This window comes from Pseudomonas sp. Teo4 (genome assembly GCF_034387475.1).
GTDB lineage: Bacteria > Pseudomonadota > Gammaproteobacteria > Pseudomonadales > Pseudomonadaceae > Aquipseudomonas.
Genome location: NZ_JAXCIL010000001.1, coordinates 1,651,784 through 1,668,188, shown reverse-complemented (window position 1 = coordinate 1,668,188; position 16,405 = coordinate 1,651,784). Strand labels below are relative to the sequence as shown.

Annotated in this window: 19 protein-coding genes; 10 read left to right on the top strand and 9 right to left on the bottom strand. The window is 61.6% G+C overall.

Going from position 1 to position 16,405, the window contains the following annotated elements:
* Window positions 1-15: 15 nt before the first annotated feature.
* The 3 genes from PspTeo4_RS07645 to PspTeo4_RS07635 all read right to left on the bottom strand — a co-directional run bounded on the left by PspTeo4_RS07645 (window position 16) and on the right by PspTeo4_RS07635 (window position 2,070).
* Window positions 16-1,026, bottom strand: a complete 1,011-nt coding sequence (locus PspTeo4_RS07645) for a DNA-binding protein (protein WP_322363098.1) — start codon at window positions 1,024-1,026, stop codon at window positions 16-18.
* Between the two features lie 182 nt (window positions 1,027-1,208).
* Window positions 1,209-1,631, bottom strand: coding sequence for a DUF6691 family protein (locus PspTeo4_RS07640; protein WP_322363097.1), 423 nt, complete (start codon window positions 1,629-1,631; stop codon window positions 1,209-1,211).
* A gap of 1 nt (window position 1,632) precedes the next feature.
* Window positions 1,633-2,070, bottom strand: a complete 438-nt coding sequence (locus PspTeo4_RS07635; protein ID WP_322363096.1) for a YeeE/YedE family protein — start codon at window positions 2,068-2,070, stop codon at window positions 1,633-1,635.
* Between the two features lie 217 nt (window positions 2,071-2,287).
* Between PspTeo4_RS07635 and PspTeo4_RS07630 the strand changes: the two genes are divergently transcribed.
* A complete protein-coding gene (locus tag PspTeo4_RS07630) occupies window positions 2,288-2,713 on the top strand; it encodes a potassium channel family protein (RefSeq protein WP_322363095.1) in 426 nt (141 codons plus the stop codon).
* A 187-nt stretch (window positions 2,714-2,900) separates the two neighbouring features.
* The gene (locus PspTeo4_RS07625) at window positions 2,901-3,359 is read left to right on the top strand and encodes a hemerythrin domain-containing protein (RefSeq protein ID WP_322363094.1); all 459 of its coding nucleotides are present in this window, start codon (window positions 2,901-2,903) and stop codon (window positions 3,357-3,359) included.
* Between the two features lie 101 nt (window positions 3,360-3,460).
* Here PspTeo4_RS07625 and PspTeo4_RS07620 read toward each other — a convergent pair whose 3' ends face one another.
* The 5 genes from PspTeo4_RS07620 to PspTeo4_RS07600 are packed head-to-tail and all read right to left on the bottom strand — an operon-like array spanning window position 3,461 to window position 7,550.
* A complete protein-coding gene (locus PspTeo4_RS07620; RefSeq protein ID WP_322364811.1) occupies window positions 3,461-4,072 on the bottom strand; it encodes a hypothetical protein in 612 nt (203 codons plus the stop codon).
* A 55-nt stretch (window positions 4,073-4,127) separates the two neighbouring features.
* The gene (locus PspTeo4_RS07615) at window positions 4,128-5,495 is read right to left on the bottom strand and encodes an MBL fold metallo-hydrolase (RefSeq protein WP_322363093.1); all 1,368 of its coding nucleotides are present in this window, start codon (window positions 5,493-5,495) and stop codon (window positions 4,128-4,130) included.
* The gene (locus tag PspTeo4_RS07610; RefSeq protein ID WP_322363092.1) at window positions 5,486-6,412 is read right to left on the bottom strand and encodes a universal stress protein; all 927 of its coding nucleotides are present in this window, start codon (window positions 6,410-6,412) and stop codon (window positions 5,486-5,488) included. Before PspTeo4_RS07610 ends, PspTeo4_RS07615 begins: the two co-directional genes overlap by 10 nt.
* 60 nt (window positions 6,413-6,472) lie before the next feature.
* A complete protein-coding gene (locus tag PspTeo4_RS07605; RefSeq protein WP_322363091.1) occupies window positions 6,473-6,610 on the bottom strand; it encodes a hypothetical protein in 138 nt (45 codons plus the stop codon).
* Between the two features lie 13 nt (window positions 6,611-6,623).
* Complete coding sequence (locus PspTeo4_RS07600) at window positions 6,624-7,550, bottom strand: universal stress protein (protein ID WP_322363090.1); 927 nt, start codon at window positions 7,548-7,550, stop codon at window positions 6,624-6,626.
* A 282-nt stretch (window positions 7,551-7,832) separates the two neighbouring features.
* Between PspTeo4_RS07600 and PspTeo4_RS07595 the strand changes: the two genes are divergently transcribed.
* On the top strand, window positions 7,833-8,708 hold the full coding sequence (locus PspTeo4_RS07595) for a helix-turn-helix domain-containing protein (protein WP_416196908.1): 876 nt from the start codon (window positions 7,833-7,835) through the stop codon (window positions 8,706-8,708).
* 18 nt (window positions 8,709-8,726) lie between these two features.
* On the opposite strand, the gene PspTeo4_RS07590 is transcribed toward PspTeo4_RS07595, so the two are convergent.
* Window positions 8,727-9,392 (bottom strand): LuxR C-terminal-related transcriptional regulator, encoded by a 666-nt coding sequence (locus PspTeo4_RS07590; protein ID WP_322363089.1) that lies wholly within the window; start codon window positions 9,390-9,392, stop codon window positions 8,727-8,729.
* 172 nt (window positions 9,393-9,564) lie between these two features.
* On the opposite strand from PspTeo4_RS07590, the gene PspTeo4_RS07585 reads away from it, so the two are divergent.
* From PspTeo4_RS07585 to PspTeo4_RS07555, 7 genes are read left to right on the top strand one after another with little or no spacing between them, the layout of a single operon-like run.
* The gene (locus PspTeo4_RS07585; protein WP_322363088.1) at window positions 9,565-10,092 is read left to right on the top strand and encodes a dimethylamine monooxygenase subunit DmmA family protein; all 528 of its coding nucleotides are present in this window, start codon (window positions 9,565-9,567) and stop codon (window positions 10,090-10,092) included.
* Complete coding sequence (locus tag PspTeo4_RS07580) at window positions 10,089-11,018, top strand: PDR/VanB family oxidoreductase (RefSeq protein WP_322363087.1); 930 nt, start codon at window positions 10,089-10,091, stop codon at window positions 11,016-11,018. The genes PspTeo4_RS07585 and PspTeo4_RS07580 overlap by 4 nt, the downstream gene beginning before the upstream one ends.
* 15 nt (window positions 11,019-11,033) lie before the next feature.
* Complete coding sequence (locus PspTeo4_RS07575) at window positions 11,034-12,050, top strand: DUF3445 domain-containing protein (protein WP_322363086.1); 1,017 nt, start codon at window positions 11,034-11,036, stop codon at window positions 12,048-12,050.
* 38 nt (window positions 12,051-12,088) lie between these two features.
* Complete coding sequence (locus PspTeo4_RS07570) at window positions 12,089-13,219, top strand: aminomethyltransferase family protein (protein ID WP_322363085.1); 1,131 nt, start codon at window positions 12,089-12,091, stop codon at window positions 13,217-13,219.
* 18 nt (window positions 13,220-13,237) lie between these two features.
* Window positions 13,238-14,092, top strand: coding sequence for a formyltetrahydrofolate deformylase (gene purU / locus PspTeo4_RS07565; protein WP_322363084.1), 855 nt, complete (start codon window positions 13,238-13,240; stop codon window positions 14,090-14,092).
* Window positions 14,089-14,991 (top strand): bifunctional methylenetetrahydrofolate dehydrogenase/methenyltetrahydrofolate cyclohydrolase FolD, encoded by a 903-nt coding sequence (gene folD, locus PspTeo4_RS07560; protein WP_322363083.1) that lies wholly within the window; start codon window positions 14,089-14,091, stop codon window positions 14,989-14,991. Before purU ends, folD begins: the two co-directional genes overlap by 4 nt.
* Window positions 14,988-16,358 (top strand): NAD(P)/FAD-dependent oxidoreductase, encoded by a 1,371-nt coding sequence (locus PspTeo4_RS07555; protein WP_322363082.1) that lies wholly within the window; start codon window positions 14,988-14,990, stop codon window positions 16,356-16,358. Before folD ends, PspTeo4_RS07555 begins: the two co-directional genes overlap by 4 nt.
* Window positions 16,359-16,405: the final 47 nt, after the last annotated feature.

Sequence of the window (16,405 nt, the reverse complement as noted above, 5' to 3'; positions counted from 1 at the left end):
GGCTCGGTGGGCTACTCAAGGGCTCGGCCTCTCATTCTGACGCTGAGTCCTGGCTTTCAGTTGCGCTCGGCATGCCTTGAGCGCTTCTTCGCGCTGCTTCAGTTCATCTTCCAGCCGCTGTAGCGACCGCATCTGATCGGCGCAGACACTGCGCTTGTCCTCAAGCTGCTGCGTCTGGCTTTGCAATTGGCGACGCATTTCCTCGCTCGCACCCTGCGCCTGCGCCAAAATCGTACGCAGCCCCTGAATCTGCGCGTCACGTTGTTCCAGCAAACTTTCCTGCGCCTTGCGCTCACTGGCCAACTGCCGGTGCTCACCCAGCATGCGCTCGTTGTCACGGTGCAGCCGGGTCAGTTCGTCCTGTTTGACGATCATGCCTTGCTGCAACTGACGCACTTCAACCTGCATTTGTTGCACCTGCGCTTCATGACGGCGCTGCTCCTGCTCTCGCTGTTCACGACTGGCGCTGCGGTAGTGCTCGAGCGCATCGCGGGCGTGGCGATGTTTTTCCTCCAGTGAACGAATCTGCTCGTCCTTGTCGGTCAGGCGCACCTGTAGCTCGCCCAGCGACTGGTTGAGGCTGGCACTGCGCAGTTGCTCGGCCTGCAGCGTGCTCAATGTCGAGTTGAGCTTTTCCGACTCCGCCGCCAATGCCTGGGCCTGGATCTGCTGCTGTTGGTGGGCGGCCGCCAAGCCCTGCTGGGCCACTTGCAACTGGGCTTCGAGCTGCTCGCGTTGCTGGGTGAAAGTGGCTTCAGCTTCTTCGATGCGCTGGTCGGCGTCCTGGAGCAGTTGTGCAGCCAGTTGCTCCACCAAACGCCCCAGCGGCTCGCTCAAAGCCACCGTTCCCACTGGCTTGGCTGGCTGCAAGCTCTCAAGTTCCTTGAGGTAGCGATGGATGGTGGTCTTGGACCCGGTATTGCCTAACTCGATTCGTACCGCATCGATACTGGGGTTTTCGCCCCTGGCAATCAGCGCCTGCCGCGCCTGCTGCACCACCACCTTGTTGATTCCGCCCCGGGCCATACTCTCTCCTACGATTTCGTACCATGGTATGTACCATGTATATACGTACGAATTTTCGTTTTGTTCCTTGGCGTTTTCAAGGCTCATTTAAGAAAGAATAATCACGGCTTATCGCATCTGAGGATAAAAACGGGGCGATATACGTGTCATGGAAAGGCTGTTGCCTGCAGTGCATCCAGGCACTACTTACTGGCGCGAAGTGCTTCGACCCCATTGAATACGCCCATACCCACAAGCATGGCAGCCACGAACAACCAGGCTTGCCAGTACCCACTGGGCAGAAGCACCAGCGCAGGCCCGGGGCATACACCCGCGAGCCCCCAGCCAACGCCAAAGACCAAGCTTCCTATTACTAGACGGCGGTCTATGTCTCGCCGGGCAGGCAGTTGCATCATTGCGCCCAACATCGCCACGGGATGTCGTCGCGCCCAGGCCATAGGCAACAGTGCTGCACCAATCGCACCGACCATGACCAAAGCCAGTGAGGGGTCCCATGCCCCTGCAAGGTCAAGGAACCCGAGTACTTTTGCCGGGTTGGCCATCCCGGCCAACAACAAACCCAGGCCGAACAGAACGCCGGCGATGAAGCCACTGATCCAAGTCATGTCAAACTCCTGACAACAGATGCCGAGCGACGAAGACCGTCGCGAAACCCGTCGCCATGAAACACAGCGTTGCCACTAACGAACGGGGCGACATTCGTGAAATACCGCATACGCCATGACCACTGGTGCAACCACTGCCATATCGTGTGCCGAGCCCCACCAACAGCCCTGCCACGGCAAGCATCAAGGGTCCTGTGGTGAATTGCGCAGTCGGCAGCGGCGCAAATGTTTGCCACAGCAGCGGTGCAGCCAGTATTCCCAGCAAAAAGGCTATTTTCTCCCCACGCCCCTCTCCACCGCGTTGCAACAGCGAACCAAGCAAACCGCTGATACCTGCAATTCGCCCATTTGCCATCACGAACAATCCAGCTGCCAGGCCGACCATTACGCCTCCTGCCAACGCCGACCCCGGTGTGAAAGTTGCAAGATCAATCGCCATGTTTTCTCTCCTGACAGTACTGAAGTATTACTGCCAAGTTTGGCTCAGCCTGTGGGCTGCACCACACCCATTGCCAGCAGAATGTTCGCGGGCATGGCCGGCGCAACAGCGGTGCGCAAAGGTCAGTGGCAAGCGCACCGTCAAACCAAGGGGCCTGTCAGCTATCATCTGGTTGACAAGGCCGTGTGACTCTCCTGCCCCGCCCCGAGTACTGACCATGCTCTCTGTCACGCTGATCAACATGTTGGTCGTGATCCTGGTGGTGGCCATCCACTACGAATGCCTGCTGCGTCTGAATGACTGGCTACCTCGGCTCAAGCTATGGAGCCGATTTCGGATCGTGGTGGGTGTGTTCGGCGCGCTGCTGGCCCATGCCCTGGAAGTCTGGTGTTTTGCCTTGGCTTATTACCTGATGACCCGCGCCGAGGGTTGGGGAACGCTCAGTGGCAATTTCGACGGCAGCTTCCTGGATTGCGTGTACTTTTCCTTCACTACCTACACCACCATCGGCTTCGGCGATATCGCCCCTGTCGGCCATCTCAAATACCTAACCGGGCTGCAAGCATTGACAGGGCTGGTACTCATCACCTGGACCGCGTCGTTCCTGTTTCTGGAAATGCAGAAGTACTGGAAAGCCAAATAAAGTTTGCTTGGGCAAAAGTTTGATCAATATCAAGTCAGGCTACTGCGCTGCATTCATGCTCAACCATAGACAGCCTTCAAACTGTGCTTCCATCTGAAGGGGCCATGGCGTGCCTGAAACCTTGTGTTTGAGCGCGGCTGGCAGCCCTATCAATCTGCATTGCCCAGCAACGTGAAGAGGATGTGTCATGAATACCTTGCTGAAGGAACTTCACGCCTATCATCATGAAATGGCGAATAATATAAGCCAGATTAAAAAGTTACTTAAAAAGATTAGACATGAGTCCGATGACGCTAGTGACTGCCAGCTATTGTTCGAGATGCTTAATGCCTTGCACGGTTATGCAGAGCAGCACCACCATGAGAATGAAGAGCTCATTCGGCGAGCCTTGCTGACTACCGAGGCACCGATCCATCCGCGGATTTTGGATATCGAGCGAGATCATCAGGCATTTGCCCGAATTGCTGGGCAATTGAAGATGTTGGCGGATACAACCAAAGACACAAGCGTAATCGCTGACACAATCGAGGACTTTATCCAGAAATATTATGACCACATGGAATCGGAGGAAAACATCTTCTTTCCGGCCGCAGATAAGTGGCTTTCCAACAGTCAATGGCTGGACATCAAGCATCAATGGCACTGATTGGTAGGCAGGAGTGGAAGTCCCCCGTTACGCAGCCGGTGCAGGCAAGGAGGCATGCGAAGCCTTGCGCTGCCCTGAGGCACTGCAAGGGCCTGCCCGGCTCATGGCCTCGCCGCATGCGCCTGGTCCGGGAGCAGGTCAAACTGCTCTAGGCAGCGCTGCTCATCTTCTTGCGTCAGCGCCTCGAATGCCGTCACCTCTTGTTGCACCGGGATTGCGAGCAACGCCAGACGGATCACCCCATTGCGATCGACAAAGGTTTGCGCCAGGCACGTGCACACAGGTTTGCCAACCACGGCGGCGAGTTTCTCATCCTCGGGCGCGTTCACCTGAGCCTGCAGGTTGGTCTCGCAATGTTCAACGATACGCGCCACGGAGCGCCCCGCCAGCCAGAGCGTGCCCCCGCCCAGCACGGCCAGGAGCACCAACATGCCGAGCAGGATGTTCGATTCCCGGGTGACCGCACGCGTGAAGGCAAGCCTGGCCTGCCAACCTGCGGCTTGGCCATTGAAAATGGTCTTGCCGACCGTACGTTTCACACCACGTTGCACCACCCACCCCAGCGCCGCGCTCAAGGCCAACAGCGCCAGCGGCACAGCAGGATCTCGCATGGGCACGCGCCAGGTAGGGTTGACGGCCTGGTAGGCCACGGCCGCGAAGAGCAACGTGACGATCGCCACGATCCACCCCAGACTGCCCCTGGGTCGATGCATCCAGGCCCGCAGTTTCGCCCTTGCTTGTGTATCCACATGAACCTCCCGCGCCTGGCTAGCGCACTGGGTCGATGGCAACCGTTTCCTGGTACTCGGGGACGTACGCCTGCCAACCAAGCTCGATGCTGATCCGTCGCCGCAAGCTGTCGGCAGCATGCGGCTCGCCGTGAATGACATAGGTCTGGCGTGGTGGGCGGACAAACCCGCGCAACCACTCCATGATCTCGTCGGCATCGGCGTGCGCGGAGAGGTTTTCCATGGCATGCACCTGCGCCCGGATGGGCACATCTTCACCGTGCAGGCGCACACTACGCGCGCCGGCGACGATGTCGGCGCCGCGCGTGCCCCCGGCCTGAAAACCTGAGAACAGGATGCTGTTGCGTGGGTTGGGGGCCAGCGCCTTGAGATGGTGTAGCACCCGCCCTCCGGTTGCCATACCACTGGCGGCAATGATCACTGCGGGTTCACGCAACTGGTCCAGCTGCCTGGACTCGTCGACCGTGCGCACGATATGCGTGCCACTGCACATCTCGGCGCACTCCGCCGCCGTCAGTCGATGATCACGCCTGAACTGCTGGTACAGCGTGGTGGTGTCGGTGGCCATCGGGCTGTTGAGGTAGACCGGGATGTCAGGTATCAGCCCGTCGCGTTTGAGTTTGTACAGGTAGTACATCAACAACTGGGCACGGCCAACGGCAAACGACGGCACCAAGGTGATGCCATGACGCAAGAGCGTCTGGTTGATGACCTGGGCCAGGTATTGCTCGGTCGATTCCGTTGGATGTTGGCGGTCACCATAGGTGGATTCCACCAGCAGCACGTCCGCCGTCCTGACCAGTTCTGGTGCGCGCATGATCGGGTCTTGCGGGCGGCCGAGGTCGCCCGAGAACATCAGTGCCTGGCCATCGACCTTGATCTGCACGGTTGCGGCGCCCAGTATGTGTCCAGCCGTGCGCAACAGCAGCTCGACGCCCGGCGCCAACGGGGTGGCATGATGCAACTCCACGGGACAAAACAGCGCCAACGCCCGTTTTGCATCCTCTTCGGTATACAGCGGACGTGCCGGCGAATGCTTGGAATAGCCATGCCGATTGGCATGTTCAGCCTGCTCTTCCTGCAACCGGGCACTGTCGAGCAAGAGGATTTCGGCCAAGGCGCAGGTTGCCGGCGTAGCATAGATCGGCCCGGCATAGCCTTCCCGCACCAGCACTGGAAGATAGCCACTGTGGTCGAGGTGGGCATGGGTCAGCACCACGGCATCAAGCGCATGCAGTGCCTGCGGGAGCACCTCCCAATTACGCAAGCGCAACTGCTTGTAACCCTGGAACAGCCCACAGTCTATGAGTACCCGAGCGCTGTCACAGGTCAGCAGAAACTTGCTACCCGTCACAGTGCCCGTACCGCCGAGAAATGTCAGTTGCATGGCCAAGGCTCCCAGGTTTCGACGACGTGGGGGTGAACTGCCAAGACGCTGCAGGGCGCACGGCTGATGATGCGTTCAGTGGTGTCGCCCAGCAGCTTGTCCAGCCCCTTTGGCTGCACGACGCCCAACACCACGGTGTCAATGCCCAGCGCAGCGACCTGTTCGCGAATCACCTGCACGGGGCCACCCTCCCTGAAATGCCGGCGACCCGGCGCGACCCCTTCGGCATCCGCCAAGGTGACGAAGGGCTGCTGCTGGGCATCGCGCATATCATCGACCCAGGCTTGGGTGACGTTCATGTCCGAAGCGAACACCCCCGCCAGGTCATAGGCGCTGAGCAGGTGCAACTGCGCATCGCATTGCAGAGCCAGTGCGTGAGCTGCCTTGACCAGTCCACGGTTGAAACGTGCCTGGGTTTCCGGGGCTTCGCTGAACGCGGTGTCCACGGCGACCAGCACGCGTTGGGGCAGCGACGCCGCAGCCGCGGGCACGAAGTGGGTGGTGCCCTTGCACCCGCGCATCAGGGCACAGTCCAGTGACGTACCGAACAGTCTCGCCAGAGCTGGCGCTGTTTCGCTGTCCTTGATGACCATGTCAGGCTGCTGTTCATTGATGTAGTCGATGGCCTGGCTGGGGATGTCGTCTGCCTGCAGGCTATCGACGGTCAACGCCACGCCACTGCCGCGGTAGCGCTCGAGCAAAGTCGCCAGCCGCTCACGATAGCGTTCGAACTGGCGCTGAATGTCAGCCTCGTTCAACCGTTCTTCGCGCAACAGGTGCTCTTGCGTCGGCGTGAACAAACCCAATACATGTACGCTGGCGCCGCTCACATGGGCCAGAGCAAGCGCCCTGCGCAACGCAGCTGAATGCGGATCGATTTCGGTGAGCAGCACCAGCAGTTGTCGATATTGACCCATGGCGAACCTCCGGGCTTGCGCGGCTGCAGGGATGATGCAAGCCATTGTCCGAAGGCCGGCTCAGCCGCGCTTGATGCAGATCAGAAAAACCGCCACCGGCGCTTGAACTTGACGATTGCCGGAACCGAACCGGCCCGCCACGGTAAAACGGCTGCACAGAGCATCGACCGAGAAATCGGAGGCGACATGAACAAGCATCGGGCCTTGTACATCAACCCTGGGAGTGCTCGGGTGAAATTACCAGCACGCTGCTGGACAACCGGTTCAACACCCGCTCAGCGGTGCTGCCGATAAACCAGCCAATGCCACGGTGATGGTAGCTGCCCATGACCAGCACATCGATGTCGTTGTGCTCGGTGAAAAGCGCCAGCGCCTTGGCCGGGTCGCCCAGCCGCATGTGACGGTGCTCGGCGGCGATACCATTACGCTCGGCAAGTGTCTGGAAGGCTTCGCTTTGCGCCTGGTGAAGCGTCTGGGCGAGATTGGAGTCGAAGAGGTACGAACGTTCCCGGCTCCCCTTCGCGTCCACATACATCGAGTCAAGGTTGTAGGCATACAGCAATTCGACCTGGGCAGCACACTGCAACGCCAGCTTCAGCGCTTCGCTGATGATCTGGTCATTGAACCCCTCGAACTGGTCTTCCGGCCGCGACAGGTCCACGGCGGCGAGGATCTTGCGCGGCAGGGCATGGCTGGCCTTGTGCACCAGGTGCAGGGGAATTCGGGTTTCACGCAACAACTGGATGTCGAGCGACGTGAACATCACCCGCGCCCACCAGGGCTCGTGCTCGAATTCCTTGATCAGCAGGGCGAACGGCTGCTCACGCAGGTGAATGAGAATTTCATTCAATGGATTTTGTACCCACACCACTTCAGTGGTGACCGTTACCCCGTTGCGGCGCATGGACAGGGCCTGGGTTTCCAGCCACTCACGGTGTTGGCGCACATAGCCATCTCGCATGACAGCCAATGCCTGGTCATTGACCAGGCCCGCTGTGGCAAGCCCCTCGAGGTAGTCGAAGGCAACGATGTGCAGCGCCATGCCCTTGGCCTTGGCCAGGGCGGCGGCACGATCGTAGACCGGGGTGCGACGCATCAAGGGGGAAGCGATCAGCAAAAGCCTTTGCGGATTGTCCATGGCACACCTCTGCGGTTGGGGGCATACCTGGATCATCGGCCACACCTAGCGACCGGACTTGATGTTTATCAAAGCCGAAGACACCACAGACAGACGGCAACGCCAATGCGGCTTGAATTTGACGCGGATCAATGCTTTTAGCCATTTCCGGCGCAGGCTGACACTACGTCTGCGTGATGTAAACGACCATCCCCCCTGAGCCACACCCCGCTGTCGGCAAGGAGGCCTTCGCTTCGCAGCGTTCTGCAGTTGTCTTGCTCATGCATGCTCTTGGAGGCGCCGATGAACGTCCATGTCGAGAAGCGTTCCGAACAGAACCGCTGGTGGGGCCACCTGGATGACAGCCCAAGGCCTGGCCTACTCGACGTCACCCAGCTCGATCAGCCTGCACCGTCATGTCCGGCAAACCCGATCCATCTGAAGCCCATGGCGAGCCTGTGCAGAGACTGCCGTGTCAAAGGCCTGTGCCTGCCCACGGGGCTGCCCGTGCAAGACAACAGTTGCCTGGGCACCCTGATCGGCCCGCGCATGCGCGTTCGTAAAGGTGCCGCACTGTTCAACGCCAACGATCCGCTGACAACGCTCTACGCCGTTCGTTGCGGTAGCTTCAAGACCAGCCTGAACAGTGCCGAGGGCCAGGGGGTGGTGATCAATTTCTGGATGCCGGGCGATGTGCTCGGGCTCGACGCCATCGCCACAGAACATCATGTATGCGATGCGATTGCCCTGGAGGACAGCGAGGTCTGCCCTGTTCCCTATCACCGGCTGCAAACCCTGGCGCGCGAATTTCCGGTCCTGCAGCAAAGCCTGAATCGTTTGATGAGCAGGGAAATCGTCCGCGAACATGAGCGCGTGCTGATGCTGTGCAATCTCACCGCCGAACAGCGTTTGGCCAGTTTCCTGGCGGGGTTGTCCAGGCGCTTCGTCAACCGTGGTTATTCTGCCCACGGTTTCATGCTGCGCATGTCTCGAGAAGACATGGCCTCATACTTAGGCTTGCGCCTGGAAACCGTGTGCCGGTCGGTCGCCCGCTTACGCGCTCTGGGCATTGTCAGCCTGCGCGGAAGACTGCTGGAAATTCTCGACATGCATGCCCTGATGGCGCTTGCAAAGGGCGGCCCAGAGGCCCAGTGCAACGAGACCTTAAAGGCGCGCTGAATGCTGTTCTCGGCGCCGTCAGTCGCGACGCTCGAAAATCGCACCTTCCACACCCAGTACCTCGCCCTTGCTCGAAAAAATCCCGACACCCGTTTCCCACACCCGTTTCACCTGCCCATCGGCACAGCGAATGCGGTAGTCGAGCTGGTAAGGCTCACGTTTGAGCAGCGCGCACTGCACGCAGTACCAGATGTAGTCAGTGTATTCGTCCAGGATCAGCGTGCCGAAGCTGTGCTGCGGGCTGCTGGTCAGATACTCGGCGGGGTAGCCGGTCAGGCTCAGGCAGCCGGCGCTGACGTAGGCCATGAACCAGGTGCGGTCGTTGTCGCCACGGTAGATCAGCCCCGGCAACTCATCGAGCAGGCCGACCACGGGCGAAATCGGTGCAGAAATGGTAGGGGGCGCACCCTCAGTGGGCAGTGACAGCTCGTCCGCCATGCGCCAGGACGCGCCGCTGCGGTGAATTCGGGTGGCCAGTTCCAGGCGTGAATTGAGGCGGAATTTGCGCAGCAGGTTACGCACATAGATCTTCACCGTGCCGTCACTGATCCCCAGCTCACGGGCGATCTGCTTGTTGCTAAGCCCAGAGGTCAGCAACGACAGGGTCTGACCTTCGCGCTCGGTCAGCTCGTCCCAGACAGGGGCCTGGGGTAAGACGGTCGGTAACACGCTGGCGTGATGCATCCCTCTGCTCCTCCGACGGCACACATTGGGTGGGCGCGCATTCGAGCAGCAACTTCTGTGCCCTGAACAGGCAACTACCCCTTTGTGCGTATCTCCCCTAGCGGATTGATCGCTGATTCCCGACGAGAAAATATCTTCCTCAACAGGAAACAACGAAAAGCGCGAGGACAGCATGAGCAGCATCGCTACCGATCACCCCTTCAGCGTGCCGCGCTACCCCAGCGGCGAACGCCCCCAGGCCGCAACCGACTTCTTGCTGGTGACCCAGACGTCTGGACGCGAAGCGTTCACCGCCCTTTCCAGAGCGTTCGGCCACACCCCGTCGAGTCACCTGGCATTGACTGATTTCACTGACATGGCCGCCCTGCAGCAGGTCTTGGGCGAGCGCCTGGCGACCGCCCATGTCGGCCTGCGCCTTGAGCTGCGCGGCGACCAGGCGTTCGTCTGGCCACTGCATGCACAGGCCCGCAGCGCCGGTCTGCAGGAGGACGAAATTGTCGTCAGCAGCAGCGACGAAGGCAGCCGCCTGGTGTTCTGCGTGCACTGCGCCAATTGCCAGCCCGCAGGACCTGCCGCTCACCTGACCTGCGCCCATTGCAATGTAGTGCTGGAAGTCCGCCGCCACTTCTCACAACGCCTGGGCGCTTACCTAGGCGTCTGCGCCGATGCCGATCAACCCTATCGGGAGGCGCACCCATGAATAGCCTTATCGAAGTGCGCGTCTGCGCCATCCGGCCGCTTACGCCAGTGATCCGCGAATACAGCCTCGAAGCTTTGAGCGGCAAGCTGCCGGGTTTCTCTGCCGGCAGCCATGTGCAAGTGCATCTACCCAACGGCCGGCGCAATGCCTACTCGTTGCTTGGCGACCCACGCCATCAGCACTGCTACCGCATCGCCGTGCGCCATCAGGCCAGCTCCCGTGGTGGCTCGCGCTATTTGCATCAGCATCTGAAGGTGGGCGATCGGCTGTATATCACTGCCCCCGCCAACCTGTTTGCACTGCACCGGGAGGCCCGCCGTCACCTGTTGCTCGCCGCAGGCATCGGTATTACGCCGTTCCTGGCCTATAGCCACGAGCTGTTGCGCGACGGCAGCGATTTCGAGTTGCACTACGCCTACCGCACTGCCAGCAGCGATGCCTACCTGGCTGAGCTGCGTGAAGCGCTTGGGCCGCGCCTGCATGAATATCCAGGCGGCGTGCGGCGCCTGGACATCACGGCAGTCCTCAACGACCAACCACTGGGCACGCACATTTATGCCTGCGGCCCGCAATCGTTGCTCGCCGACCTGCAGGAGCACACCCACAAACTGGGCTGGAGCCCGCGCCGGGTGCACTGGGAGGCGTTCGCCGCCGCCGAGCCTGGGCAACCGTTCGGCGTCGAGCTTGTGCGTAGCGGCCGACAGCTGCAGGTCGCTGCCAATCAAAGCCTGCTCGAAGCCCTCGAAGACGCGGGGGTCGAAGTCCCCAACCTGTGCCGTGGCGGGGTTTGCGGCCAGTGCCAGACGCCCTGGCTCAAGGGCGACGTCGAGCACCGCGACCTGTTCCTCAGCGCCGAACAACGTGCCAGCCACCTCATGCCGTGCGTCTCGCGCGGCTGCGGCAGCCCGATCCTGCTTGACCTCTGACCCGGAGCCATCCCCATGACCCTCACCTTCAAGCCGCTGGAAACCTACCGGGACGATTTCAGCTTCCGCAACAGTCCAGCAGCCATCGCCCGCTTCCCCTTCCCGTTTCCAGAAGACCAGTACATGTACTCGGTAAATCTGGAACCTGCAGTGTCCCGCGACCCAGGCTCAGTATTCGAGCACTGCTTCGACATCGATGAGCATTACCTTTCGGAAATGGCCGAGCGCGCCCGGGTGCTGGAGCTGGACCCGCAACGCTGCCTGGTCATGCCGCACATGGCCCTGGCCGCCTGGGACACCCTGGAACTACTGATGGAGAGCCTTGCGCGGGACTATCCCGAGGTGTTCCGTCTTGACCGTCAAGGCGATGCCTGGCACTGGCAAAACTTCGCCCTGGATATCGACCAGCACTTCATTCATGGCGATGCCAGCAGCTTGCCGTGCGAGCCGCTGGAGTACATCACCCGCCAGATGCAAGGCGACTTCGCCGTGCTCGACCAACGCGACGGCGACTTGTACATGGATGCCGGCATGGTCACCTGCCCAGCCGACTGGTCGCTGCGCTTCGACGCCGGCATGAGCTTCAAGCAATGGCACTCGCCAGTGCCGATGGCGCACCAGATGGGCGTGTTCGACCGGGCGCTGAAGTATTTGCTCAACATCCAGGTAGGCCAGCCCGTTCGCCGCCTGAACTGGACCCTGACCATCAACCCGCGCCTGGACACCTCGCCGGAGACCTTCCACCAGTGGGGCAACGACCGCGGCAAGGTCACCGTCGACAACGTCGGGCGCCTGGTGCACCTGCGCGTCGAGCTGCAAACCATGAGCCGCCTGCCACGCTCCCACGCCCTGCTGTTTGGCATTCGTACCTACCTGATCAGCTTCGACGAACTGGTCAGCAACCCGGCCTGGGCGCAGCGCCTGCACCGGGTGATGCGCGACCTGCCCGAGCCGATCGCCGACTACAAAGGCATCACCCGCTACCGCCAACCCCTGGTCGAATGGCTGCGTCGCTTCGACGCCGCCGCCTGACCTGCCTGCCCGAACAACCACAACGAGAGGAACTCCCCATGGCCAACTCATGGCGCATCAGTGCACTGCGCGAACGCCACCTGGCGCTCGGTTCGAACCTGGAAGACTGGAACGGCATGGGCACCGCCTGGACCTATGCCAGCGACCTGGCCGACCACCACGAAGCGATCCGCACCCGGGCCGGGCTGATGGACGTGTCCGGCTTGAAGAAGGTGCACTACGTCGGCCCCCACGCCGAAAGCCTGCTGGACTACGCCACCACCCGCGACGTCAGCAAGCTGTACCCAGGCAAGTCGGTGTATGCCTGCATGCTCGACGACGATGGCAAGTTTATCGACGACTGCATCATCTACCGCACCGGCCCCAATGCCTTCATGGTGGTGCACGGCGCCGGCAGTGGCCACGAAGTGCTGATCCGCTCGGCCCAGGGGCGTCAGGTAGCGGTACTGTTCGACGACGACCTGCACGATCTGTCGCTGCAAGGGCCTCGTGCAGTGGACTTTCTTGCCGAACAGGTGCCGGGCATTCGCGACCTGCCCTACTTCCACCACCTGCAGACCAAGCTGTTCGACCGCCCGGTGATGATCTCGCGCACCGGCTATACCGGCGAGCGCGGCTACGAAATCTTCTGCAAGGCCGCCGACGCGCCGGCGCTCTGGGACGGCATTCTGGAGAACGGCAAGGCGCACGGCATCATCCCTTGCGCGTTCACCGCGCTGGACTGGCTGCGAGTGGAGAGCTACCTGCTGTTCTTCCCCTACGACAACTCGCAGATGTACCCCTTCGCCGACCAGAAAGCTGGCGACACCCTGTGGGAGCTAGGCCTCGATTTCACCGTCTCGCCTGGCAAGCAGGACTTTCGCGGCGCCGGCGAGCACCTGCGGCTCAAGGGCCAGGAGCGCTTCAGGATATTCGGCGTGCTGCTTGAAGGCGGCGTCGCGGCCCAGGCCGGCGACACGCTTTGGCATGAAGGCCGCCAGGTCGGCGTGATCACCTGCGCCATGTATTCGCGCCTCACCGAGCGCTCGATGGCCATCGCCCGTGTAGAGCCCGACATAGCCGAGCAAGGTGTGCCGCTGCAAGTACGCGGCAGCCTGCAGGTGAACGCCATCGCCCACACGCTGCCGTTCGACGACCCGGAAAAGAAAAAGCGTACTGCCAAAGGCTGACCTGCACGGGAACCCCACATGAGCCATTACATTCTCAAGATCAGTTGCCCCGCCACCTCCGGCATCGTTGCGGCGGTTACCACTTACCTGGCCGGCCGCCAGTGCTACCTGAGCGAACTTTCGCAGTTCGACGACGAGATCACCGGGCGCTTCTTCATGCGCGCGGTGTTCCGTTTCAATGATGGCGTGCACGCGGACATCGACGCGCTGCGCCAGGGCTTCGACGATGTCGCGGTACCTTTCGCCATGGACTGGGAGCTGTTCCAGGGCGACCGCCCGATGCGCGTGCTGCTGATGGTCAGCAAGTACGACCACTGCCTGGCCGACCTGCTCTACCGCCACCAGAAGGGCGAGATGGACATGCAGGTCACCGCCATCGTCTCCAACCACCTCGATCTGCGGCCGATGGCCGAACGTGAAGGCATCCGCTTCGTCTACCTGCCGGTGACCCGCGACACCAAGGCGCAGCAGGAAGCCGCGCTGTTGCAGCTGGTGCAGGAAACCGACACCGAACTGGTGGTGCTCGCCCGTTACATGCAGGTGCTGTCGGACGACCTGTGCAAGCAGTTGTCGGGCCGGGCGATCAACATTCACCACTCGTTTCTGCCCGGGTTCAAAGGCGCCAAGCCCTATCACCAGGCGTTCGAACGAGGTGTGAAGCTGATTGGCGCCACCGCCCACTACGTCACCAGCGACCTGGACGAGGGGCCGATCATCGAGCAGGAAGTCCAGCGTGTCGATCACGCCTACCTGCCCGAGCAGTTGGTGGCGATCGGCCGGGACACCGAAACGGTGGCGCTGTCGAAGGCGCTCAAATATCACCTGGAGCACCGCGTGCTGCTCAACGGTGACAAGACGGTGATTTTCCGATGAGCGCCGTCACGCTGATCGACGGCAAAGCCGCTGCCGCACGGGTGATCGCCGAGGTCACTGAAGAGGTGGTCGCGCTCAAGGCCCGTGGTATCGCCCCGGCGCTGGCGGTGGTGCTGGTCGGTGAAGACCCGGCTAGCCAGGTCTATGTGCGCAACAAGGCACGGCGCGCCGAGGAATGTGGCATTCGCTCGCTGGAGTTCAGGTTGCCTGAGCAGTGCGACGCGGGCCGCCTGCTGGCCTTGATCGGTGAGTTGAATACCGATGCCAGCGTGCACGGCATCCTGGTCCAGCTGCCACTGCCTGCACATATCGACGAACACCTTGTGCTGCAGGCCATCGCGCCATTGAAGGACGTCGATGGCTTCCACGCTGCCAACGTCGGCGGCCTCAGCCAAGGGCGCGAGGTACTGACGCCCTGCACCCCTGCCGGCTGCCTGCGCCTGCTGCAGGACACCTGCGGCGACTTGAGCGGCAAGCACGCCGTGGTGATCGGCCGCTCCAACATCGTCGGCAAACCCATGGCCGCGCTGCTACTGAAGGCGCACTGCTCGGTGACCGTGGTGCATTCCAGAACCGCCAATCTGCGCGAGTTGTGCCGTCTGGCGGACATCGTCGTTGCCGCTGTGGGTCGCCCACGCCTGGTGGATGCCGACTGGCTGAAACCCGGAGCCGTGGTGATCGACGTCGGCATCAACCGCCTCGACGAAGGCGGTCGCTCGAAGCTGGTCGGTGATGTCGACTTCGACTCCGCCTGCACCCGCGCCGCCGCCATCACCCCGGTCCCCGGCGGCGTCGGCCCCATGACCATCGCCTACCTGATGAACAACACCCTGGCCGCGGCACGCCTGCAGCATCCAAGCGTCAGCCGGTCGCAAACTGCAATGGAGATTCCAGCATGACACAACGCGTCGCCATCATCGGCGCCGGCCCTTGCGGCCTCGCCCAGTTGCGTGCTTTCCAGTCGGCCCGGGACAAGGGCGCCGAGATTCCCGAACTGGTCTGCTTCGAGAAGCAGTCGGACTGGGGCGGCATGTGGAACTACACCTGGCGCACCGGCCTGGACCAGCACGGCGAACCGGTGCACGGCAGCATGTACCGCTACCTGTGGTCCAACGGGCCGAAGGAGTGCCTGGAATTCGCCGACTACAGTTTCGACGAACACTTCGGCCGCCCCATGGGCTCCTACCCGCCGCGCGAAGTGCTGTGGGACTACATCAAGGGCCGCGTCGAAAAAGCCGGCGTGCGCGATTACATCCGCTTCGACACCACCGTGCGCGGCGTCACCTGGGATGCCGCCAGCGGCACCTTTGAAGTCACCGCCCACAGCTACCGGGACGACCTGACCTACAGCGAAACCTTCGACTACGTGGTGGTCGCCAGTGGCCACTTCTCGACCCCGAACGTGCCTTACTTCGACGGTTTTGAAAGCTTCGCCGGGCGGGTGCTGCACGCCCACGATTTTCGCGATGCCCTTGAGTTCAAGGGCAAGGACGTGCTCATCGTCGGTGGTAGTTATTCAGCCGAGGACATCGGTTCGCAGTGCTTCAAGTACGGTGCGCGCACCATCACCAGTTGCTACCGCAGTGCGCCGATGGGCTACAAGTGGCCGGACAACTGGGAGGAAAAACCGCTGCTCACCCACGTCAAAGGCAGCACGGCGCACTTCTGCGACGGCAGCAGCAAGCACGTCGATGCGATCATCCTCTGTACCGGCTACAAGCACCACTTCCCGTTCCTGGCCGAAGACCTGCGCCTGAAGACCGGCAACCGTTTGTGGCCGCTGAACCTCTACAAGGGCGTGTTCTGGGAGCAAAACCCCAAACTTGTGTACCTGGGCATGCAGGACCAGTGGTACAGCTTCAACATGTTCGACGCCCAGGCCTGGTACGCCCGCGACGTGATCCTGGGGCGCATCACCCTCCCGAGTCAGACGGCCATGCACGCCGAAAACCTGGCCTGGCGCGAGCAGGAGGAGCAACTGCAAACCGCACAGCAGATGTTCGAGTTCCAGGGCGAATACATCCGCCAGCTGATCGAAGCCACCGACTACCCGAACTTCGATATCGCCGAGGTCAACCGCACCTTCCTGGAATGGAAGCACGACAAGTACGAAGACATCATGGGTTACCGTGACAAGTGCCATCGCTCGCTGATCACCGGCACCCTCGCCACCGCGCACCACACCCCGTGGCTGCTGGCCCTGGACGATTCGCTGGCGGCGTACCTGGCCGACACGCATGTCGACCCGTTGAAAACGGCAAGCTGACCTCCCCCGGATCTGCTCGGGGATGGAACGCGCCGGGCAGGTCCCAC